Source organism: Hyphomonas johnsonii MHS-2, from assembly GCF_000685275.1.
In the GTDB taxonomy this organism is placed as follows: domain Bacteria; phylum Pseudomonadota; class Alphaproteobacteria; order Caulobacterales; family Hyphomonadaceae; genus Hyphomonas; species Hyphomonas johnsonii.
This window is the reverse complement of record NZ_ARYK01000001.1, coordinates 412,560-435,491: the sequence shown is the minus strand read 5'-3', so window position 1 is coordinate 435,491 and position 22,932 is coordinate 412,560. Positions and strand designations below refer to the sequence as shown.

The window sequence follows — 22,932 nt, the reverse complement described above, 5'->3', positions numbered from 1 at the left end:
GCGTCCTCATGGGCATCCTTCATCCTCTCAAGCCATGGTGGAGCATAGGTCGCGCAGGCTCATTTTATCAATCTTCCCGGTGCCCGCGAGTGGCATCGAGCCGATACGGATGACTTCATCTGGCATCCACCAATTCGGAATCCGCCCGTTTAAACCTTCCAGCAACGCTTCGTCGCTGAGGTGGCACCCTTCGCGCATTTCCACCATGAGCACAGGCCGCTCTCCCCATTTCGAATGAGCCCGCCCAACCACCGCTGCGAGGGCAACTTCAGGCATGCGGGACACCAGTGTCTCGATCTCCGCTGGATTGATCCATTCCCCACCGGACTTGATAAGATCCTTCGAGCGGCCAGTAATAAAGACTTGGCCGGCCTCACTCAGGACAGCGAGATCGCCCGTCCCGAACCAGCCGTCCTTTGTCGCATCGTCAGTCTGACCGAAATAGCGCGATACGACCGAGCTTCCACGAACCCAGAGATGACCTTCCTGTCCGCGCTGCGGCTCCAGCGGCTGGCCGGCATGATCGGTTACCATCAGGTCCAGGCCAACCGCGGGTCGCCCGGCGGTGTCAGGTGACCGATCGTCATTCGGAGATGCTGCCGTTCCGAGAGGGGACAACTCAGTCATGCCCCATGTCGTCTGAACGCAGATCCCTCGGTCTTCTATCCGTGTCATCAGGGCGGGATGCATCGGCGCGCCGCCGACCATGATCCGCTTCAGCGATGGCAGCCGCAAATCACTCGCGTCAAGATAGTCCATCAAGCCCGTCCAGATCGTCGGCACTCCCACCGCAATCGTCACGCCTTCATCGGCGATGAGATGCGCGAGGCTTTCACCATCGGAATGACGTCCAGGCAACACGAGTTTCGCCCCCGTGGCCGGCGCAGAGAACGGGAGGCCCCATGCGTTGGCATGAAACATCGGCACCACCGGAAGGACAACATCACGTGACGTGATGCCAGAAACATCCGCCTGAAGCTGGCGCAAAGTGTGGAGGTAATTTCCACGGTGCGTATAGGTCACGCCCTTGGGAGCACCGGTGGTGCCGGAGGTAAAGCAGAGACCGCACGGCGTTGTTTCCGGGAAGTCTCCCCAGAGGATGTCGTCGCAGTCGTTCGGGGTGATTTCTTCGAGGGCTTGCGCGCACGGTAGGCCAGCGACATCCAGCACGTCGTCTTCGGTCAGGTCGATGACCAGCACCGTTGTGACGCCGGGCGCCTGATCCGCAATCCTGGCAGCCAGGGACTGCAGGTCGCTGCTCACGATCAGGATCGACGCTTCAGACTGTCCGAGCATCCATGCCAGTTGCTCGCTCGTGAGGCGCGGGTTGAGCGTATGGCACACAGCCCCCAATCCCATCACCGCATACCAGCACTCCATGTGAGCCTGGCTGTTCCAGCACAGCGTGGCGATACGATTGCCCCTCTTGACGTCCAGATCACGGAGCACGGCAGTCACCCGCTTGGCCCGTTCGCGTAGCCCGGCATACCCGATGCGGGTTGTGCTGCCGTCTGGGCGCGCCGTCACAACTTCTGTCTTGGGGTGCCATTTTGCTGCATGGTCAAGAAACTTGTCGAGCGTGAGTGCGTAATCCTGGATTGCACCGTCGATCATTGGCATTTTGAATCCTTAGGCGGCAAGGGAGGAGAGAGGACGCCAACATTCCAGTTCCACGGAATGTCGCTAGCGCCGCGCCGACGGCACACCACTTCCTCATGCAAAGCAAAGCGATCTCTGGCGAGCATCGGCCAGGACTGCGGGCGTTCGGCGAAGACCATTCCGGTCGCCCGTTCTCCGTAGGACGGCCACTCCGCAGCGCCTTCAGCCACAGGACGGCCGTCGCGCGCAAAGCTGGCCCAATACGCCATCATTGCCCGCGACAGATCTCGCTCCTCATCCGTATCCGGTATTTCAGGCCAGGGCGCGACGGCCTCGGAAGCGGTTCCGAACACATAAGGGATTTCCGAAGCATGAAAGGCGTGCAGCCCGGCTCGATCGGCGGCCGGGTAGCCGTGATCAAACAGATAGAAGAATGACGGAAAGCCCTGCAAGGCCTGCGAGGCAGCAAGGCGCTCTGCCGTCCAACCATACATCGCATCACGGGTCGTTGCGAGCATGCTCGATTCCAGACTGTCGGACGGGTACAAGCTCAGGAACGTGTCCGCGAGTTCGCCATACCCGTTCCGGATCGCCATTTCATAGGCGTCCTGCTTCGGAATGGGAGGCAGGAGAAACCGCAATGACCGGATTTCGCCTTCGTTGAAGCCGGCCAGAACCGGCACAGGCGCCTGTTCACCCTTGTCGAAGGTCGCGACCATCTGGTCAGTCAGGTAAACATCATCGATCACGGCAAAGGGAAAAAAGCCCGCTTTACCAGAGAGCCTGACTAACTTGTCAGCGGGCATTGCCCGGAGTGCGTCAATGTCGTCAACACCCATCCGTTCCGCCAGATCAGACCCCACCGACTCCGCAGACGGCAATCCATTGGCCTCGTCCTTCAACGCGCCCATGGTCACCATGTACGCACTTTGCGCGATGGCTTTGTCGAACAGGCCCCGGGCTTTGGGGGATGTCATCAGCAGAACCACGCTGAGCGCGCCTGCTGACTCGCCTGCGACAGTCACATTTTCGGAATTTCCCCCGAAAGCACCAATGTTCCGCTCGACCCATTCGAGGGCAAGTATCTGATCCATCAGGCCGTAATTACCAGAAATCCCCTGCTCGGATTCAGCACTCAATCCGGGATGAGCGAGATATCCCAGGACACCCAGGCGATAGTTCAAAGTCACAACGACCAAGCCCTGCTCACGCGCAAGTCTCGCCCCGTCATACATGGGTTGACTGCCCGCGCCTGTCGTCAGGGATCCACCATGGATCCAGACGAAAACCGGTGCATCCCTGACGCCTTCCGGTGCCCAGACATTCAGGCTTAAACAGTCTTCCGAAACGGCGCCAAGCTCTGTGGCATAAATGCTTTGGGACCGCGATTCCGGCTGAGGGCACGCCGGCCCGAAAGCCATGGCCTCGCGCTGTTCCTGCCAATCCGGCACCGGTTCCGGCGGCATCCACCGTCGCTCCCCCACAGGGGCCAGCGCATAGGGAATTCCGCTATAAATGGCGACGCCGTCTTCGGTCTTCCCAAGGAGAGGGCCAGCGGGCGTGTCGGCAACAACACTTTCGACGGACGTTGCGTCCACACCCGCACAGCTGGTCACGAGGAGAGATGACACCGAGAGCAAAACCAGGGAAAACGCCGCACAAGTGCTTCTTGCCAGCTGGCCACAGGAGTATGATCTGTCCAGTCTCAGCATCAGTCTCTCCCTTCCGTAATCAGTATTCGTAGCTGACGCGAACGCCGATCGTCTGCGGACGCAAACGTGCATAGCGGCTGTCGAGGAAGCCTTCCGGATGGACGTAGGTGATCGAGCTGTCGTCAAACAGGTTCTCGACATACGCAACCACTTTCCAGTCGTCCTTCGAGACGCCGGCCTGCGCATTCACGACAGTGTATGCGTCAGTATAGTCGAAGGTCGCGGCCGGCACGCCCGGTTGACCCGGCACGTTCGGCAGCATGGCCGGGAAGTCGCCGACATAGGCGGCCGTTGCGGTCACGAAGGCGTCCTTGTCGCTGATCGTGAAATCGTAGCGAGCCGTGATGGCACCCTGAAAGTTGGGCATGGCGAGCTGCAGGCCCTCCTCTGCACCCGAAATCGCGGCTTCCTCATCGGTCAGGTCCGTGATCTCGGTGTCGCTGAGCGAGCCGTTCCCGAACAGGCTGAAGCCGTTGCCTGGATAGTAACCGATCTCGAATTCGAGGCCCTGACTGACGGCCTTGCCGATATTGGTCGCAAATTGCGCCTGGTCGGACAGGCGGTTGGCCTGAACCTGGATGTCTTCCCAGTTGATGTAGTAGGCGGCGAGGTTCGCGGTCAGTTTGCGGTCGAAGAAGGTCCCTTTCGTGCCGACTTCATAGCTGACGAGCGTGTCCGAATCGGCCCCGTTCGGGATGATAATGTCGTTGGGGTCCACCCCGCTGGCGAGGCCGGCTCGGGCGTTCGCTACCGGCGAGCGGAAGCCAGTCGCAATCGACGCATAGGTCGTCAGGTTGTCCATCGGCTTGTAGGAGACGCTCGCCTTGTAGGACAGGTTGTCCGCTTCAACCTTGAGCCCATCGGCCGCCGCGACCGGGGTGAGCGTGAGGGCGGTGTTGGTAAAGCCGAGGAGCGCAGCGGCCAGGTAGTTGGAGTTGTAGCCGCCAGCAAGCGTGTGCGACTGCACGGAGGTTTCGGTATAGCGCAGGCCACCGGTCGCCCACAACCTGTCGGAGAAGTGGTAGGTAAGCTCACCAAAAGCAGCCGATTCGATGGCGTCGAAATACCCCTTGAAGCGATAGTAATACTCGTCCGGCAGGCCAGTCAGGCCGCGCGAGTCGAGGAATTCCTGCGAGGAGCGGTAGTCATAGTCGATATCGCGGCGCTTGTTGAAGTAGAAACCGCCGACGATCCAATCCCAGTTTCCACCATCCGCGGAAGCCAGACGTACTTCCTGCACGAAGTTTTCGTCATGGCCGACCGCATCAAGCGCGAAGGGAATGCCTCCCCCGAACGTGCCCGCCAGGTCGACAATGAACTTGCCGTCGATCTTGGAATAGTTCGAGGAACTGGTCAGGGTCGCGAAGTCCAAGTCCCAGTTAGCTGTCAGGTTGTAGCTGGTCATGTCGGACTGGAAGAGGTCCGGACGGTCCGTAAAGCGAATGAACTCACCCCTGTCAGGGTTAGTGAGCCCCGAATCCGCGGGTTCGTTGTCCTCGCGGATAATGAGCAAACCGACGTCGAATTTGCTGCTCGGTTCCCACAACAGGTGCGCGCGGCCACCGACAGCCTTCAGTGAGTTGGCGCCGTTGATGCCGGTGCCAAGATTGTCCACCCAACCGTCCTCATCGCGGTAGAAGCCAACGACTCGCAACGCCAGTTGGTCCGATACGAGCGGCACGTTGACCATGCCGTTGTAACGCTGACGGAAGGCATCGCCATCCGTCAGGCCGAAATCGACCAGCGTCGACGCTTCGAACTTGTTCGGATTTGGCTTCTTGGTGAGGATGCGCATGGCACCGGACAGCGAGTTTGCGCCGAACAGCGTTCCCTGCGGCCCGCGCAACACTTCCACCCGCTCCACATCGAACAGGGTCGGGTCGAGAATGGTCGAGTTGCCGTTCGAGGAGATCGGAAGCTCGTTGATGTAGATCGCGGTAGCTGCCTGCAGGTTGGCACCGTAGCCATTGGTGGCGATGCCGCGGGTGGTGATTGTGTTGAAGTTGGCGGTCGGCTGGTTCAGCACGATGCCTGGCGTTTCGCGGGCGAGGCCGTCATAGCTGACGATGCCTTTTTCCGACATCGCTTCCTGCTGGAAGGCCGTGACGGCCAGCGGCACGTCCTGCAGGCTCTGCTCCCGCCGCGTCGCGGTCACGATGACCGTATCCTGACGCGCTTCATTATCGTGTGATTCTTGTGACACCTCGTCAGCAGACGAGGGCAATTGTGCAAAAGCGGGCGCTCCCAGAACAGCAAACGAAATCGCCGATACTGACGCCATTGACCGTAGAGTCATTTGATTCTCCTCCCAGAGTGAAAGCGGGCTTTTCCGCTTTTCGCAGATAGTTGGAGAACAAATCTCCGGCCCTGTCAATAATATTCACTCTGGTGTGAATGAATTTTGAGAAACTCGCCATTGCCCCCGTCTGATTGCACCGAACCAGCCTACGCTAGTCGCCCCACAGCGGGTCCTAATTTCCCGGAAATCGACCCACGCGCCTTGGCAATCGGGTGAAATGAACGCATCCTGTCATCTGAGCGAGACGGGTGTACGAACGCCTCCCCAACAGAATTTGTGATGCATGTGCTCGCACGGAGCAGTCACTGCAGGATCGCCGACAAGGATCGAAGGAAATCGACAATGGCAACGCTAAACGTCAACGGACAAACACTCACAGTCGATGTGGAAGACGACACGCCACTCCTTTGGGTCTTGAGAGAGCAACTCGGCTTGACCGGCGCCAAATACGGATGCGGCATCGCGCAATGTGGCAGCTGCACGGTTCATGTCGATGGCGCGCCGGTCCGTTCCTGCGTCTTCCCGGTGTCTGCGCTGTCGGGGACCGCAAAGATCACCACGATCGAGGGCCTTTCAAAGGCAGGTGACCATCCCGTTCAGAAAGCCTGGGCGGAGCTTGATGTCCCGCAGTGCGGATACTGCCAGCCAGGGATGATCATGGCCGTGGCAGCCATGCTGAAAACCAATCCGAATCCGACCGACGAGGATATCGACGCCGAAATCACCAATATCTGCCGATGCGGCACTTTTGTTCGCGTCCGCGAAGGCGTCCATCTCGCCAAGACGAAGAAAGCCTGAGGGGACGATCATGACAAACGTGCTCAATCATCTATCGCGTCGCACTTTCATCGTCGGAACAGGTGCCGCCGGCCTGACCATAGGCGTTCTGGCAGCGTGTTCGAAACCGGGCGACCCCGGCCAATCCGATCTCGAACCCAATCCTGAAGTGAATGCATGGGTTCATATCGGTCACGACGACATCGTAACCGTACGGATCGCACGGTCTGAAATGGGCCAGGGAACATTGACCGGACTCGCCCAACTCGTCGCCGAGGAACTCGAATGCGACTGGGACAAGGTCGTCACCGAATACCCGACACCGGGAGAAAACCTTGCCCGCGAGCGCGTGTGGGGCGACTTCTCGACAGGCGGAAGCCAGGGGCTTCGGGGGTCTCATCAATACGTCCGCGAAGGCGCTGCGGCGGCCCGCATCATGCTGGTCGAAGCGGCCGCCAATGAATGGGGTGTGCCAGTCAGCGAGTGCTCCGTATCCAAGGGTGTCATCTCGCACACTGGGTCTCGCAAGAAGACCACGTACGGAAAGGTCGCGAGCGCAGCAGCGCTCCTCGCGCCGCCCCTCGAAGTGCAATTGAAAGACCCCAAGGACTGGACCATCATCGGCCAACCCAAATTGCGTCTGGATACGGCCGACAAGCTGACCGGCGTACAGGTCTATGGGGCAGACCTCAAACTGGACGGCATGCTGAACGCCTCCATCAAGGCGTCCCCCAAGCTTGGCGGAAAGGTGAAGAGCTTTGACGCTGCCGCCGTCGAGTCCATGCCGGGCGTGAAGAAAGTGGTCCAGGTTGGCGACGACGCGGTGGCCGTTGTCGCCGATACATGGTGGCGCGCAAACAAGGCAGTGCAGGCCCTGCCGGTGGAATGGACCGGTGGGCTGGACTATTCCAGCGCCGCCTTCGAAGCCGAGCTGGATGACGGGCTGACCTCAGCCGACGCCTTCCTTGGCAACAAGGCTGGCGACACGGCAGCGGCGTTTGCTGATGCGGCACAGGTCATCGAAGCGACCTATCGCGTTCCGCACCAGAACCATGCGCCGATGGAAACCATGAACGCGACAGCCGTCTGGACGCCCGAGAAATGCGAAGTCTGGTGCCCGACGCAAAACGGCGAAGCGGCCCTCGCCGCTGCCGCGACAGCAGCTGACCTGCCGATCGAACAGTGTGACGTCTACAAGTTGCACCTGGGGGGCGGCTTCGGTCGCCGCGGCATGTCCGACTATGTTGTCCAGGCCGTCCAGATCGCGAAACAGATGCCCGGCACGCCGATCAAGCTGCTCTGGTCTCGCGAAGAAGACATGCAGCACGGCTTCCTTCACCCGACAACCAAGGCCCGGATGCGCGGGGCGCTCGACGCCGATGGTAACCTGACTGCGCTTCATGTGCGCATATCGGGTCAATCCATTTTGGCTGCCTTGATGCCCCAAGCCCTGCGGGACGGCGCCGACTACGCCACATTCCAGGGCCTTCTGCCGTCAGGGCTCGATCCGCGCGTTGAAGACCAGACACTCAAGTACACGTTCCCGAACCTGCTGGTCGATCATGCCATGCGAAACCCGCCCGTCCGGCCCGGATTTTGGCGTGGCGTCAACGCGAACCAGAATGCGGTCTACCTGGAATGCTTCATGGACGAACTTGCCCATGCGGCCGGGCGCGACCCGCTCGAGTTCCGCCTCGCACACCTGCAGGACAGTCCGAAATCCGCAACGGTCCTGAATGCCGTTGCCAAGGAATCCGGCTGGGGATCAAATGACGGGAAAGCTCGCGGACTGTGCAGCTTCTACTCCTTCGGCTCGTACACGGCCGCATGCGCGGAGGTCACGGTCGATGAAGACGGCTACCTCAAGATTGATCGCATCGTCGCGGCCACCGATCCGGGCAACGCCGTCAATCCGCAGCAAATTGAAGCGCAGGTGCAGGGGTCGTTCGTCTACGGCCTGTCAGCCATGCTGTACGGCGAAATCACATTCGAGGATGGAGAGGTCCAGGAACGGAATTTCGACCGGTTCAATTCCATGCGAATTGCGGACATGCCGAAGGTCAAGACACTTGTCATGCCGTCAGGCGGCTTCTGGGGCGGGGTCGGCGAACCAACGATCGCCGTGGCGGCCCCGGCCGTGCTGAACGCTATTTTCGCTGCGACCGGCAAGCGAATGCGACACCTGCCGCTGAAGGACCAGAGCCTGAGGGACGCCTGAACCTTGCGCTACGCTGGAGCCTTTCTGCTGGCCACCGCGCTCCTGACAACTGCGGCGTGCCAGCAAGCGACACGCCACGCCGCTGCGCAGCCCACCTCGCCAGCGCTGCCGGCCCTATCCGCATCCGCAGCGCTAGCATCTTCCTGTTCCGGTTGCCACGCGGCAACTCACGCCGCAGTTCCGGATCTCGGAGGCCTCGATTCCGCGACACTGAGCGCCCGCTTGGCCACCTACAAATACGATCCAGACGGTACGACCGTGATGCACCGTCTCGCGCGCGGCTATTCGGACGAGCAGATCGCCATGATCAGCGACTATCTGGCGACGGAGACAGCCAATGACTGAACGCGTGTCCGACACGAACCGGCGCCACGTCCTCGCTGGACTCGGCGCTCTCGCCGTTCCCTTTGTGGATTTCGGCACTCAGGCATTTGCACAGACCCGCGCAAGGATCGTCATCGTCGGTGGCGGCTTTGGTGGTGCGACTGCAGCGCGCAGCTTGCGCCGCCTGCTGCCCAATGCCGACATCACCCTTGTCGAGCCGAACCCGACCTACACTGCTTGCCCGTTCAGCAACCTCGTCGTCGGTGGCACGCGTGACATCAGCGCCCAGGCATTCACCTATGCGCCGCTCGTCCAGACGGGCATCACTATCATCCATGATCGCGCCATCGAGATCGATGCCAGCCGGAAAGAAATCACGCTTGGCGGCGGTGCGTCGCTCACATACGACCGGTTGATCCTGTCACCCGGCATAGACTTTCGCTGGGGGGCCATCGAAGGATACGACCAGTCCGCCGCGAAACGCGCGCCACACGCCTGGAAGGCCGGGGACCAGACCGTTCTGCTGCGTGACCAGCTTGCTGCGATGGAGGACGGCGGGCTCGTCGTCATGTCAGTACCCGCCCCGCCGTTCCGCTGCCCTCCCGGCCCCTACGAACGCGCCAGCCTGATTGCCAACTACCTGAAGACTCGCAAGCCGCGGTCAAAGCTGTTGATCCTGGACCATCAGGACAGGTTCTCGAAAATGCCGCTCTTCAAGGAAGCGTGGGCCGAAAACTATCCCGATCATCTCGAATGGCGCGGCGCATCGGACGATGGCCGGGTGTCACGCTTTGATGCCGCCAGCCTGACCCTCTCGACGGACTTCGACGATATTCGCGCAGACGTCGCCAATGTTATCCCGCCACAGAAAGCTGGCGAAATTGCAGATCGTGCCGGCGTCGCAGACGCTACAGGCTGGTGCCCGATCAACGCCACGAGCTTTGAATCCACGCTCCAGAACGACATCCATGTCATCGGCGACGCAACGATCGCTGCACCCATGCCGAAGTCGGCCTTCTCCGCCAACCTCCAGGCAAAGATTTGCGCCATCGCCGTGGCACGTCTTGTGTCCGACATGGCCCCCGAACCGACCATCCTCGCCAACACGTGCTATTCTTTCGTCACACCTGACCAGGCGGTATCGATTTCGGGCGTGTATTCGAACGCCCTTGGCCAGTTCAGCAGTATCGAAGGCGCAGGCGGCCTGACTCCGGTCGGCGCCATGTCAAACGTGCGTTCCGCGGAAGCGGCGCAAGCGGAGGCATGGTTCGCGGCGATCACAGGAGAGGCATTCGGCTGATGCGCTCGGCCTGTTGCAGCGCACTTCTCGCCTTGCTGCCGCTTGCGGGCTGTGGTGACACGCAAACACACCTCCTGCCACCGGGCAGCATTGTGAACGACACGATCCCCGAGCCATTGACCCGTATTGCTGGCGACGCAGGAGCAGGCGCAGACATTTTTGTGTCACGCGACGGCGGGCATTGCATCCTTTGCCATCAAGTGGACGGACTCGACGCCCCTTTCCAGGGCGATGTCGGACCGGCACTTACGGGCGTGGGTTCACGGCTGTCGCCCGGCCAGATCCGGCTGAGGATCGTCGACTACGAGGTCTTTCGTCCGGGTGTCCTGATGCCTTCCTACTATCGCACCCACGCCCTATATCAGGTGTCTGATACAAATGCGGGACAACCGATCCTGCCGGCGCAGTCTGTCGAAGACCTCGTCGCCTACCTGTCCACGCTGAAAGACTGAGATGCGCATGACGTCTGACCTTTCATTCCCTGAGCGACGCACCCTCATCCGGCTGGGTGCGGCCAGTATGATCGTCTCGGCAATTCCGTTGACTGCCCTGGCAGATCCCGCCGATCTCACAAGCGCGCAGCGGCGCCTGTTCGGCGATCGAGAGATCAAGCAGGGACGCGTAACCTTGAAGCTTCCCGCGATCGCAGAGAATGGCTATTCCGTGCCGTTATCGGTCGACGTTGATAGCCCCATGACGGAGAGCGACCATGTCAGGCAGATCGCCATCTTCTCGCCTCGCAACCCGATTGCCGAAATCGTCCGGTTCGAGCTCGGACCCCGCGCAGGACGCGCCTCCGTTTCAACGCGCATCCGGCTTGGCGGGACACAGACGGTTCAGGCCGTCGCCGAATTGAGCGATGGGTCTCTCTGGTCAGGTGCCGCGAAAACGGTTGTCACGCTCGCCGCCTGCGTCGTGCTTTAGGAGACCGCAATGGCCAGCATCCGACTCTCCGTTCCGGCGACCGCGAAGCGCGGTGACGTGATCGAGTTGAAAGCCCTGATCCAGCACCCGATGGAGAGTGGCTACCGGCGCGGTTCCCGCGGCGAAGCAATACCGCGAAACATCATCACGCGTTTCGAATGCCGCTATGATGGCGAGACTGTATTTGCGGCGGACTTCCATCCCGGCATCGCCGCGGATCCATTCCTCACATTCCACACGCGCGCGACAAGAAGCGGCCCGGTCCTGTTTCGCTGGACCGACCAGCATGGCGAGTCGTGGCAGGAAACCGCCATGCTGACAGTGACATGATCCGCCTGTCTGGATTGGGTCTGGCACTGGTCGCGGTCGCGGCGTGCACGCCTGCCGCGCCTCCGGAGACCCATCTGGACGCGCCGTTTGAGCGGCTGCAATCGGGGTATGACTTCCTGACCCCCGAAACACAGGCCCTCCAGGATGATACATTCAGCAATCCTGGTTACCTTTGGGTCGATCGCGGCGCCGAATTGTTCAACACCAGCGATGCGGACGCGCCCTCCTGCGCATCCTGCCACACGACCGGCCTCGCCGGTGTCGCTGCATCCTATCCGGCCATCGATTCAGACAGCGGGCAATTGCTCAATCTTGAGGGCCGCATCAACACGTGTCGTGAGCGGCATCAGCATCTGCCAGCTCTGGACTATGAAAGCGACGCGCTGCGCGCGCTGAGCGCGTATATTGCCAATCAGTCACACGGCCTGCCCCTGTCAGTCGACATCAGCGGCGCCGCTGCCACCCACTATGCCAATGGGCGCGATTACTTCTTCACACGACGCGGGCAACTCAACCTGTCCTGCCACCAGTGTCACGACCAGAACGCCGGAAAGCGCCTGCGCGGTGACACCATCAGCCAGGGGCACGGGAATGGATTCCCTGCCTACCGTCTGGAATGGCAAACGCTCGGATCGCTCCAGCGGCGGATATTTGACTGTGACACAGGCGTGCGCGCCGAACCTCTGCCGCTGGGAAGCCAGACCTATATCGATCTGGAACTCTACCTGAGTGCCAGGGCGAATGGTCTGGCCATGGAAAGCCCAGCGATCCGGCGCTGATAAGTGTCAGCGCAGTGACGACAACACGTCGAACGGACTAGCCGATGCACCACTGCTCGCCGTGGGCTTGGCCTGCGACACCCGGCCCGGCGCCTGCTTGAGGCTGAGGCCGATCCGTTTTCGCTGGACATCCACGTCGAGCACGAGAACCCGGACCACCTGCCCCGTGCTGACCACCGTATGAGGGTCCTTCACGAACGTGTCCGAGAGCTCTGAAATATGCACGAGCCCGTCCTGGTGCACACCAATGTCCACGAATGCACCGAATGCCGTGACGTTCGTGATGACGCCTTCAAGGCGCATACCCGGCTTCAGGTCAGTTACCTTTTCGACGCCATCCTTGAACGTTGCCGTCTTGAATTCCGGGCGCGGGTCGCGTCCCGGCTTTTCAAGTTCGACAAGGATGTCCTTGACGGTTGGCACACCAAATATGGCGTCGGCGAAATCCTCCGGTCTCAGCTTGGCCAGGAAGGCCTTGTCCCCGATCAGCGCATCGAGTTTCCGGCCCGTCTTTTTCGAGATACGCTCGACTACAGGATAGGCTTCAGGGTGCACGGACGAACCATCTAGCGGGTTCTTGCCTTTCGTGATCCGCAGGAAACCCGCTGCCTGTTCGAATGCCTTCGGCCCAAGGCGCGGAACCTTCTTGAGTTCGCTGCGCGATTTGAACGGCCCATTCTTGTCACGATAGGCAACGATGTTCGCTGCAATCGTTGCGTTCAGCCCCGCAACGCGCGCAAGCAGCGATGCCGAGGCCGTGTTGACGTCAACGCCCACCGTGTTCACGCAATTCTCCACGACCCCATCAAGTGAGCGTGCCAGGGCCGCCTGATCGACATCATGCTGGTACTGGCCAACGCCAATTGCTTTGGGTTCGATTTTCACCAATTCGGCAAGCGGATCCTGAAGCCTGCGTGCGATGGACACTGCGCCGCGAATGCTGACGTCGAGGTCCGGGAACTCCTTCGCGGCAAGCTCGGATGCAGAATAGACAGACGCGCCCGCTTCTGAGACCATCAGGCGGGTGAGGTTGAGGTCCGGCAGTTTTGCGGAGAGGTCGGCAACCAGCTTTTCCGTCTCGCGTCCCGCTGTGCCATTGCCCACGCTGACCAGTTCCACCTTGTGCTTCTTGCAGATGCTCGCCAGCGTCGCCAGCGAGCCCGCCCAATCCTTGCGCGGCTCGTGAGGGTAGATGGTCGCCGTATCGAGCAGCTTGCCCGTCGCATCGACGACCGCAATCTTGCAGCCGGTGCGAATGCCCGGATCGATTCCCATGACCACCTTTGGGCCTGCCGGTGCAGCCATGAGCAGGTCATGCATGTTCTTTGAAAAGATGCGGATCGCTTCGCCGTCGGCAAATTCCTTCAGGCGGGTGATCGATTCCCGCGAACTGGCAGGCTCCAGCTTGCTCTTCCATGCGGCCTGGGCCGTTTCCGCCAGCCAGTCATCTCCGGGACGGCCTTTCTTGGCGATGCCAAATTCTGTGCAGATTTCCCGTACAGCCGGATGGTCACGCGGATCGGCGTGCGGCACGGCCAGCTTGACGCGCAAGACGCCTTCCTTCTGCCCGCGCAGCAGCGCCAGCGCCCTGTGCGACGGCATGGCATTGATGGCTTCATCAAACTCGAAATAATCGGCAAATTTGGCGCCGGCCTCTTCCTTGCCCTTCACGAGCGAGGAACCCAGCTTTCCGCTGGTCCACACGGTTTCGCGAATCTTTCGAACGAGTCGCGGCGTTTCCGCCATCTTCTCGACGATGATCTCTCGTGCGCCTTCCAGGGCGCCATCCTGGTCGGAAACGCCCTTTTCCGGAGAAACAAAGCTCTTGGCTTCGGAGGCAGGCAAGAGTGCGGGATTGGCCAGCAACCGTTCAGCGAGCGGTTCCAGCCCCGCTTCCTTTGCAATCGTCGCCTTGGTGCGCCGCTTGACCTTGAACGGCGCATAAAGGTCTTCCAACTCGACCTTGGTCCGGGTCGCCATGATCTCTCGCTCGAGCGCGGGTGTCAGTTTGCCCTGCTCCCGAATGGCACTCAAGACTGTGTCGCGGCGACTGGCCAACTCGGTCAGGTATTCCAGGCGCTGGGTCAGCGCCCGCAACTGCGTGTCGTCCAGGCCACCCGTGCGCTCCTTGCGATAACGCGCAATGAATGGAACCGTCGCCCCCTCATCCAGCAGGGCCATGACAGCTGATACCTGCCGCTCGGCAACGCCCAATTCCTGGGCAATCTGTCGTGCAATCGCGCTGTCTGTAGGTGAAACAGTGGAACGAGAGGTACCTGTCATGAAATTCGGCTTTCTGAATGCAAGCGGGTCGGCCCGCTCGATGATGAATTTCCGTATCAATTCACCCCAAATCCTTCACACCTCGTTTACGCTTGAAGCATGTGAGAGGATACGCTGGCATTTAATGCACACAGAATGCACCGTGGGATGGTCAGAAGGCCCGAACTCCCTCCTCTAACTGCAGAGACCAACCGGCTGGGACCTGCAAAAAACACACGCCATTACAAAACACTGGGCACCATTTCAAAGCCACAGGACAGCGGAGCAATCGAGGAACGTTCCCCCGTTGGGTGTACGTCGCACGGCAGTGATAGCGGCAGCACAAAGACCGGTACCGGGAAACAACCGACCATCGCCTTCCAGCAGCATCGTCCTCCTTGGCAAGGCCCTCCCAATTTCCATCCAGCGGCGCGCTGGATCCTGAAGTCAAAAAAATCGGGCTCTGGCGTGACTATTCCGGCACGCCGATCTATTCACGGCTTACCGACTGAGGAAACATCAGGAGCCGTGAGGAAGGCATGTACAAGCGACCCATTCGCATCACGCGCCTCGTCGCAGATATTCGGCACCTGGCACCATGACCGGGTCCCGGTCGTCCCTGCATGAATGGGTTCTCGGTGGTGTCCGGACACTCTACCCGGGCTATTTTGCGCTCGTCATGGCCACGGGGATCGTCTCGAATGCGTTGTTTGCAGGGGGGCATCACCAGGTTTCAGATGCCCTTCTTGGCGTCAACCTCATCGCCTACTCAATACTCTGGATACTGACTTTCGAGCGCCTTGCATTGTTTCGTCAGGCGACTTGGTCCGACCTTGTCGATCCACGGGTGGTATTCGGGTTCTTCACCATGGTCGCGGGTTCTGACGTGCTCGGCGTCGGCCTCCACCTGCGCGGGTTTTCCGGGGCGGCAGTCGCGCTGTGGCTGCTCGCGCTCGCGCTCTGGTTTGTGTTGATCTATCTCGCCTTTGGAGTCCTGACTTTCCTCAACACGGCGCACGGCGCGAATGTCGTGCATGGTGGATGGCTGATCGCGATTGTTGGCACGGAATCGCTGGCCATTCTCGGCGCCCTGGTCGCCCCAGGCCTGGGCGACTGGCAACAGAGCGTAATGGTCTTCACGCACATGCTCTGGGGTGTCGGGCTGGGGCTTTACGGCATATTCATCACATTGTTTGCCTATCGCATCTTCTTTTTTGACGTCGAACCACAGGATATCACACCCCTGATCTGGGTCGTTATGGGCGCCGCTGCAATCTCGACCAATGCCGGCTCAGTTCTCATCCTGACCGATACTGGAATTGCCTTCCTCGAATCGATGCGGCCCTTCATTGATGGTGTCACCTTGATCATGTGGGCATGGGCGACCTGGTGGATTCCCTTGCTGGTGCTATTCGGTATCTGGAAGCATGTCGTCCGCCGCGTACCCCTGACTTATACGCCGATGCTGTGGAGCATGGTCTTCCCACTCGGCATGTACGCGCTCGCCAGCCAGCGCCTCGCACTCGCAGCAGACTTCCCTCCGCTGCGATCGATCTCGGCGACGATGGTCTGGATCGCGCTCGGCGCATGGACGCTGACCGCTGCTGGCTTGGTCTTCACGACCTGGACCAGCCTGCGCACCAGAACTTAGTGACAAAGGAAGCTCAGTACGGCTGCTGTGAATTGCCGGTCCCGCCTTGCGGGCCGTAGCCTTGCTGGCTCGTGCTGATCGGTTGGCCCGCAGATTTCCATGCCTCGATACCACCACGATACCACAAGACATTCGAGTATCCCGCATTGATGGCTCTCAAAGCGGCATTGTATGACATCCAGCACTGGCTCGACAGGCAATAGAACACAAGTGGTGTATCTTTGCGGCCTTGTGTTCCCTGCTGCAATATCTGCGAAACCTGCTGCTGGGTCTGGTCGCGGAAACTGCCGGGTTGTGACATCCAGACGGCAGGCATCGCATTCGGCAGCGTCTCCGGACCGCCAAGCACGTCAAACAGGAAAAAGGGGACCTGGCGATCCTGAACGAGTGAAATCATCCCCTTGGTCGTTATGACCTGACCACCGGGAATGCTCGACGGCGTCGGCCCGTGCATCGGGCCAGAATGCAACGCGTTCATTGCCTGCACGCCAAAATCCTGTCGTTCCATTTGCCCGAGCTGATCGAGATCAACGCCATTTTGCATGCCGCCCTGCGGCTGGGTTGGTGCAGGATATGCCCCGCCAGGATAAGCGGGAGATTGTGGATAGGCTGGCTGGGCAGGATAGGCCGGCTGGTTCACGTTCGGTTGGGAATAAGGGGTCTGAGCCGGGAAATTCTGCTGTGGATAGGTCTGGTTGGCACCACCCGGTTGCGCACCGCTGGCACCGTTGCGCATGAGCTCCGGCGCCTGTCGATGGGTGACTTCCACCCCGGACCCGTCTTCTCCCGGCACAAAGTTCCATTCTTCTACAACCGTCTGATCCGGGTCTTCCACACCAGGCCCGGAGCAACCGCCGAGCATTGCCACAGCCATCAGGACGGCACCCGCGAATGGGATACAGACGCTACTCACTGACGCCGCCCCCCTTGTCCTCGTCTCTTTTCGTCTTCTACCCGCAAATTCGGCTGCCACGGCAAAACTACACATTTGAAAATCCCCAAGACCAGAAAACGCAGACGCTCAAAAACGCATCCCTATAATCAAAGAGCGGCAACGGACCGGAAAACGGGTCAAACTTTCTTCATTTTTTATCGGGTGAAATTATCCTTCAGGGGCAAACCGGGCAAAAACCTCTTCACAGCAGCGTAAGAAGGGCGCGGCTGGATGTGGGTGGCGGCCAGAGGAAAGCGGAATCCTGGGAGTAGATACGTTCGTGGTGCGTTGGCGACATACTCGCCTGAACAACGCTGATCGACGAAATCCATTTCGATCTTGCAGAATCGCCTCCCTGCTGCCGAGGCGCACCTCAGGCCTCGTCACCATCTGGCCGCCAGCACGCCGTCGCGCTATGGTCCCCTTCGGTCAGCCACCTCAATGCGGAACATATGCCTGAGCCAGAACACGAACTCTGCCCGGTCGTTGTCATCATGGGCGTCGCCGGCAGCGGCAAGACCACGCTTGCCCGTGCACTTGCCGCGCATCTCGGGTGGACCTTCATTGAAGGCGACGACTTCCACAGCGCGGCCAACTCAGCGAAGATGGCCGCCGGCCAACCGCTCGACAATTCCGACCGCAGGGATTGGATTTCGGCCCTCACCAAATTCATCCGCACTCGCCGCGAGCCTTGCATCGTTTCCTGCTCCGCCCTGAACGCTGTGGTACGCGGCTGGATTGCAGATGGCCTCGGCCATGCCCCGGCCTACATTCTTCTCGACGGACCGGCCGCCCTGCTGCAGGAACGCCTCACCGCGCGACGAGGTCACTTCTTCGACCCTGCCCTGCTGGGCAGCCAGTCGGCCACCCTCGAGCCGCCGGACGAAGCGCACCGCATCGACATTTCCCTGCCCACCCAGGAACAGCTTCGGCTCGCAATCGCGGCCCTCGCCGCGGTATCCTAGACGAAAAGTGACAATAGCAGTGTGGCCGCGAGTCCGACGAGCCCCACCAAGGTTGACGTCACCGTCCAGCTGCGCAGTGTCTGCCCTTCTGACAATCCAAGATACCGGCTGACCAGCCAGAAGCCACTGTCATTGACGTGGCTGAGCACAGTTGCCCCCGACGCAATTGCCAAAACCATCAGCGCCGTTCCGCCCGGGCTGAGCCCGGCCAACTCAGCCACAGGCGCCGCTATCCCAGCCGCCGTCAGCATCGCGACAGTCGCCGAGCCCTGCGCAACCCGGATGATCGCCGCGACAGCAAAGCCGAACAACAAGGGCGACATGCCCGTCGCCGTCAGAGTCGCCGCCAGCGCCGCGCCTGCTTCGGAATCCACAAGGATCTGTTTGAAAGCGCCACCTGCCCCCGTGATCAGCACGACCACGCCAGCAGGCTCCAACGCCTTGACCATCGCCCCTGTCAGAGTTTTTGACGGCACGCTGTGGATTTTCCCGAATACGAACCATGCCAGGCAACACGCAATCATGAGCGCTATGAAAGGATGCCCGGCAAACATGACGAAGCGCGTAACGACCTCCGGCAATTCCAGCATGCCTGCCTTACCCAGCGTGTTCACGAGCGTCCCAGCAACGATCAGCACGAGCGGCACCAGGACAATGCCCAGTGAAGTCAGGAATCCCACCTCCGCATCGACCGTCTGAGTTTCCTGCCCTGCAGGCACCCCGCCCTGAAACGCCGGTTGCCGCTCCAGCCAGCCCGCAAACAGCGGCCCTGCCACCAACATCGCTGGCAGACCCGTGAGCGCCCCGAACGCAATCACGAGTCCCAGGTCCGCGCCTAAAATATCCGCCACCGCAATTGGCCCCGGCGTAGGCGGGATGAAAGCGTGTGACACAGCAAGGCCCGCGAGCAGCGGAATCGCAAACGCCACGATCGGCCGACCGGTCCGGCGCGTCAGCCCATAGATCACCGGCGCGAGGATGATCAGCGCCACATCCAGGAATACCGGAATGGCGACCACGAAGCCGATAAATCCCAGTGCCAGCGGCGCGCGCCGTTCGCCGAAAGCGTTCAGCATACCCGTGGACAGCGCGCGCACCCCGCCTGAGACGTCGAGCAACGCGCCCAGCATCGCACCCAGCCCCACCACGACGGCGACAAAACCCAGCGTGCCACCCATGCCAGACTGTATCGATTGGATGATCGCCGCCGGTTGCATACCGTAAACGATGCCGAAGCCTGCACTGACGAGAAGCAAGGCAAGGAATGCCGGAATGCGTGCACGCAGGATCAGCCCCAACAGCGCCGCTATGCTCGCGGCGACGACTACCAGCGCGTAAGCTGACTCCCCCACCGCCGTCAGTCCCGAAAGCCGAGACCGGTTGCCTTCAGCCGCACGCGCGCGAGGAACGCCGCCGATGTCAGGTAGAGCGTGTGACCGTCATCGCCGAACGTACAATTTGCCACCGGCGTGCCAGTCACGATCCGCGCGACCGGCGTGCCATCCGGCAGGAACACATGCACGCCGCCAGGCCCGGCGACGTAGACGCGCCCGTCAACGTCAACTGCCATGCCGTCCGGCAAACCCTTGTAGCCCTGCTGCACCATTGGCGTCAGGTCCACAAAGACGCGCCGATCCGTGGCCAGTCCATCCACTCCCAAAGTGTAGGCGTAAACCCGCGCAGCCTCGGGGTCCGACACTGACACATAAAGCGTGCTGCCATCCGGCGAGAGCACCACGCCGTTCGGCCGGGTCAGGCTGTCATCGATCACGCTGATCGTGCCGCCGCCTTCATCCGGTCGCCAGAGATACACGCCATTGAACGTCTGTTCCTTGAACGGCGACGTATCCATGTCCCTGAGGCCGTAGGGGGGATCGGTAAAATAGATGGCACCATCTCCTGCCAGCACGAGGTCATTGGGGCTGGAGAACCGCTTGCCGGCGAAATGTGTTGCCAGGAGAGTCTTCTCTTTTGTCTCAAGATCGAGCCGCGCGATTGCCCGGTTACCATGGTCGGCCAACAGGATCGTGCCCGGCGCGTCGCCGCGGATCAGGCCATTCGCGCCGGGCTCCCGGAACACGCCGTCCGTGTCCTCCCCGACATAGCCCGAAGGTTGAAGGAAGGTTTCCAGGCCGGCCTCCGCGCTCCACTTGTGGATCGCATTTCCAGGGACGTCCGAAAACAGAAGATATGCGCCATCCCGGATCCAGACCGGCCCCTCGGACCAGCCAAATGCGCCCTCCGTCAGCTGTTCGACCTTCGCCCCCTCGTCGACCACCTCCGCTGCAAGCGCTGTATCGAGAACCACAATCCCGGCGCCCTCCGGCTGTGCATACACAAGGCTCGCAGGTGGCAGCGTCGGTTCCCACGCTTGCCTCTCGGATTCACAACCCGCCATAACCATCAGTCCGGCAATCACCATCACCGTGGACAGGTGCCTTTTATACTGCATTCATTCCTCCAAAATCGAAACCGGCGTCGCCAACGCCGCCGCCGGACCGCCTGCCATCACCGGTGCTGTGATCTGAAAGCTGCCCGAAAGGCGAATGTCGGCTGACCCCGCCCCGATGCCAAAATCGATCCGCCCCGCATCCACTTCGAATTTGTCGGAAGGCGCAAAATAGGCGAATTGCTCCGGCCGCAGCGTGAACGCCACACGCTTCGTCTTCCCTGCGTCAATCGGCACCCGTGCAAACCCGCGCAGCTCCTGTTGCGGCCTTGCGACCTGCGCGACGGGGTCGCGCACATAAAGTTGCACCACCTCATCGGAATCCGTACGCGAGGTGTTTGTTACATCTGCACTGATTGTCAGCGTGTCGCCGGGAGCCAGCGTGTCACCCGACAGCTGAAGATTGCCATACTCGAACGTCGCATAGCTGAGCCCGTGGCCGAAGGCATAGGCAGGCGTGATCGGGGTATCCATGTAGCGCGCACTGTCTTTCGACAGGTCCTCGTCAGCAGGCCGCCCCGTCGGATAATGCCCGATGAAGGAAGGTGACTGCCCGGTCCGGCGCGGGAAGGATGCGGGCAGACGCCCAGCCGGCGACACATCGCCGAACAACACGTCCGCGACGGCCGGCCCTGCTTCGACTCCGGGGAACCAGGCAACAAGGATCGCAGCGCCTTCATGGTCCAGTGGACCAAGGTCCAACGGACGCCCGGTCATCAACACCGTTGCGACGGGCTTGCCCGTTGCCAGGATGGCTTCAGCAAGCACTCGTTGTGATGCCGGAAGACCAATATCCGAGCGCGAGCGCGCCTCGCCCGAAAAATTGTAATCCTCGCCCGTCACAAGGATGACGACATCTGCTGCTTCAGCCGCAGCAACGGCCCGTCCGATCGCCGCCGGATCGGCTGGATCGCGCGCACCCGCACCGGGCTCATAAACGACATGCGCCTCGCCCAGCCGCGTCCGCAGGGCGTCCACCAGCGTGATCACGTCCTCTTCGCGCCCTTGCGCCTTCCATGAGCCAATCATGGAGCGCGCATCATCGGCAAGCGCACCAATGACAGCCACCTTGCCCGGCGCGGCCTTGAGCGGCAGCAGCCTCTCATCATTGCGCAGCAGCACCAGCGAACGTTCCGCAACATGCCGCGCCGCCGCCCGATGGTCCGGTGTCAGCATCACCGCCGCCTCCCGGTCCGGATCGTTATAGGCATACGGATTATCGAACAGGCCGAGGCGTTCCTTGGCCATGAGCACACGCCGGGCTGAAGCATCCAGCGCCGCCTGCAGCGTGGGCGAGGCCTTCACGGCGGCCAGCATGTCGCCAGCATAGATACCGCTTGTCATCTCCATGTCCACACTGGCCGAAAGTGCTAATGCACCCGCTTGCGCGCGCGTTTCCGCAACGCCGTGGTTCATCAGCTCCGGCACGGCGTTCCAGTCGCTGACCACCAGTCCCTCATACGCCCACTCGTCCCTGAGCAGGTCGTTGAGGAGCGCCTTGTTCGCCGTGGTCGGCACCCCGCCAATATCGTTGAATGCCACCATGAAGCTCGCGGCACCTTCCTCTGCTGCAGCACGGAAAGGCGGAAGGTAGACATCCATCAGCGTGCGCCTGGAAATATCGGCGCTGTCATAGTCGCGCCCGCCTGCACCTGCGCCATAGGCGCCGAAATGCTTGGCGGTGGCGATGATTGTGTCCGCCCGCGTCAGGTCCCCGTCCTGGTATCCATGCACCTGCGCCCGCGCCATTGCCGACCCGAAGAAGGGTTCCTCTCCAGCACCTTCCACGATGCGCCCCCAGCGTGCATCGCGCGCAATGTCCACCATCGGGGCAAAGGTCCAGTGCAATCCTGCGCCAGATGCCTCCACCGCCGCTACCCGCGCGGCGAGGTCCGCATCCACGGTATCGAATGTCGCCGCGATGCCAAGCGGCACCGGAAAGATGGTGCGGTAGCCATGCACGACATCCATCGCGAACAGCAGCGGAATGCCATGCCGACTTTCCTCCACTGCAACACGCTGAAGCCCACCGAGGAACTCTGCTCCGGCGACATGCAGGTAGGAGCCAACCCCGCCCGCCCGGACCCGGTCGTATTCGGCATCCGTGATCCGCGAATTGAGCGCAATTTGTCGCCCGCCCGCCATCTGATTTAGCTGCCCGAGCTTCTCCTCGACCGCCATCCGCTCGAGGATAAACTCCACACGCTCTGCCCCGCGAAGGCCGTTCGCTGTCGCCTGACCAGCCGTGGTTCTTCCCTCGTCGGCCAGTTCCGTATTCAGGGGCGCCGCCGCCCCCGTCAGTCCGCACCCTGATGCAGCGATCAGCAGAATCACGACGGCTGCTTTTCCCAAGCATGACCTCCAAAGCATCTTCCTGAACGGTGCTCTGTGGGGATCTTCCATCCCATC

At 61.2% G+C, this 22,932-nt stretch carries 18 protein-coding genes; 10 read left to right on the top strand and 8 right to left on the bottom strand.

Going from position 1 to position 22,932, the window contains the following annotated elements; all coding sequences use genetic code 11:
* Positions 1 to 27: 27 nt before the first annotated feature.
* Genes HJO_RS02150 through HJO_RS02140 form a run of 3 tightly spaced genes read right to left on the bottom strand, consistent with a single transcriptional unit; the run spans position 28 to position 5,607 of the window.
* On the bottom strand, positions 28 to 1,614 hold the full coding sequence (locus HJO_RS02150; protein ID WP_035613050.1) for an AMP-binding protein: 1,587 nt from the start codon (positions 1,612 to 1,614) through the stop codon (positions 28 to 30).
* Positions 1,611 to 3,311 carry a carboxylesterase/lipase family protein gene (locus HJO_RS02145; protein ID WP_084141346.1) on the bottom strand — a complete coding sequence of 567 codons (1,701 nt, stop codon included), beginning with the start codon at positions 3,309 to 3,311 and terminating at the stop codon, positions 1,611 to 1,613. The genes HJO_RS02150 and HJO_RS02145 overlap by 4 nt, the downstream gene beginning before the upstream one ends.
* A gap of 19 nt (positions 3,312 to 3,330) precedes the next feature.
* The gene (locus HJO_RS02140) at positions 3,331 to 5,607 is read right to left on the bottom strand and encodes a TonB-dependent receptor (protein WP_035613048.1); all 2,277 of its coding nucleotides are present in this window, start codon (positions 5,605 to 5,607) and stop codon (positions 3,331 to 3,333) included.
* Between the two features lie 345 nt (positions 5,608 to 5,952).
* Between HJO_RS02140 and HJO_RS02135 the strand changes: the two genes are divergently transcribed.
* The 8 genes from HJO_RS02135 to soxA all read left to right on the top strand — a co-directional run bounded on the left by HJO_RS02135 (position 5,953) and on the right by soxA (position 12,262).
* Positions 5,953 to 6,408 carry a (2Fe-2S)-binding protein gene (locus HJO_RS02135; protein ID WP_035613045.1) on the top strand — a complete coding sequence of 152 codons (456 nt, stop codon included), beginning with the start codon at positions 5,953 to 5,955 and terminating at the stop codon, positions 6,406 to 6,408.
* A 10-nt stretch (positions 6,409 to 6,418) separates the two neighbouring features.
* The gene (locus HJO_RS02130) at positions 6,419 to 8,605 is read left to right on the top strand and encodes a xanthine dehydrogenase family protein molybdopterin-binding subunit (protein WP_035613043.1); all 2,187 of its coding nucleotides are present in this window, start codon (positions 6,419 to 6,421) and stop codon (positions 8,603 to 8,605) included.
* Between the two features lie 222 nt (positions 8,606 to 8,827).
* Positions 8,828 to 8,950, top strand: a complete 123-nt coding sequence (locus HJO_RS18790; protein ID WP_277813148.1) for a c-type cytochrome — start codon at positions 8,828 to 8,830, stop codon at positions 8,948 to 8,950.
* Positions 8,943 to 10,229, top strand: a complete 1,287-nt coding sequence (locus HJO_RS02125; protein WP_084141344.1) for an NAD(P)/FAD-dependent oxidoreductase — start codon at positions 8,943 to 8,945, stop codon at positions 10,227 to 10,229. The genes HJO_RS18790 and HJO_RS02125 overlap by 8 nt, the downstream gene beginning before the upstream one ends.
* Positions 10,229 to 10,681, top strand: coding sequence for a sulfur oxidation c-type cytochrome SoxX (gene soxX / locus HJO_RS02120; protein WP_035613041.1), 453 nt, complete (start codon positions 10,229 to 10,231; stop codon positions 10,679 to 10,681). Before HJO_RS02125 ends, soxX begins: the two co-directional genes overlap by 1 nt.
* 7 nt (positions 10,682 to 10,688) lie before the next feature.
* A complete protein-coding gene (locus HJO_RS02115; RefSeq protein WP_035614286.1) occupies positions 10,689 to 11,153 on the top strand; it encodes a SoxY-related AACIE arm protein in 465 nt (154 codons plus the stop codon).
* Between the two features lie 9 nt (positions 11,154 to 11,162).
* Positions 11,163 to 11,483: a thiosulfate oxidation carrier complex protein SoxZ gene (gene soxZ / locus HJO_RS02110; protein WP_035613039.1), complete on the top strand. Its 321-nt coding sequence runs from the start codon at positions 11,163 to 11,165 to the stop codon at positions 11,481 to 11,483.
* Positions 11,480 to 12,262, top strand: a complete 783-nt coding sequence (gene soxA / locus HJO_RS02105) for a sulfur oxidation c-type cytochrome SoxA (protein ID WP_035613037.1) — start codon at positions 11,480 to 11,482, stop codon at positions 12,260 to 12,262. The genes soxZ and soxA overlap by 4 nt, the downstream gene beginning before the upstream one ends.
* Positions 12,263 to 12,268: 6 nt before the next feature.
* Here soxA and HJO_RS02100 read toward each other — a convergent pair whose 3' ends face one another.
* Positions 12,269 to 14,545 carry a Tex family protein gene (locus tag HJO_RS02100; protein ID WP_051618244.1) on the bottom strand — a complete coding sequence of 759 codons (2,277 nt, stop codon included), beginning with the start codon at positions 14,543 to 14,545 and terminating at the stop codon, positions 12,269 to 12,271.
* A gap of 577 nt (positions 14,546 to 15,122) precedes the next feature.
* Between HJO_RS02100 and HJO_RS02095 the strand changes: the two genes are divergently transcribed.
* Complete coding sequence (locus tag HJO_RS02095) at positions 15,123 to 16,175, top strand: tellurite resistance/C4-dicarboxylate transporter family protein (RefSeq protein ID WP_051617996.1); 1,053 nt, start codon at positions 15,123 to 15,125, stop codon at positions 16,173 to 16,175.
* A 13-nt stretch (positions 16,176 to 16,188) separates the two neighbouring features.
* On the opposite strand, the gene HJO_RS18065 is transcribed toward HJO_RS02095, so the two are convergent.
* On the bottom strand, positions 16,189 to 17,049 hold the full coding sequence (locus tag HJO_RS18065; RefSeq protein WP_162173748.1) for a rhodanese-like domain-containing protein: 861 nt from the start codon (positions 17,047 to 17,049) through the stop codon (positions 16,189 to 16,191).
* A gap of 512 nt (positions 17,050 to 17,561) precedes the next feature.
* Here HJO_RS18065 and HJO_RS02080 point away from each other — a divergent pair.
* Entirely contained in the window at positions 17,562 to 18,074 is a 513-nt protein-coding gene (locus HJO_RS02080; RefSeq protein WP_035613033.1) for a gluconokinase, read from the top strand.
* On the opposite strand, the gene HJO_RS02075 is transcribed toward HJO_RS02080, so the two are convergent.
* From HJO_RS02075 to HJO_RS02065, 3 genes are read right to left on the bottom strand one after another with little or no spacing between them, the layout of a single operon-like run.
* Positions 18,071 to 19,426 (bottom strand): GntP family permease, encoded by a 1,356-nt coding sequence (locus HJO_RS02075; protein ID WP_035613031.1) that lies wholly within the window; start codon positions 19,424 to 19,426, stop codon positions 18,071 to 18,073. The genes HJO_RS02080 and HJO_RS02075 overlap by 4 nt on opposite strands.
* Before the next feature lie 5 nt (positions 19,427 to 19,431).
* Positions 19,432 to 20,526 carry an SMP-30/gluconolactonase/LRE family protein gene (locus HJO_RS02070; RefSeq protein ID WP_206741790.1) on the bottom strand — a complete coding sequence of 365 codons (1,095 nt, stop codon included), beginning with the start codon at positions 20,524 to 20,526 and terminating at the stop codon, positions 19,432 to 19,434.
* The gene (locus HJO_RS02065) at positions 20,527 to 22,875 is read right to left on the bottom strand and encodes a glycoside hydrolase family 3 N-terminal domain-containing protein (RefSeq protein ID WP_051617992.1); all 2,349 of its coding nucleotides are present in this window, start codon (positions 22,873 to 22,875) and stop codon (positions 20,527 to 20,529) included.
* Between the last annotated feature and the right edge of the window lie 57 nt (positions 22,876 to 22,932).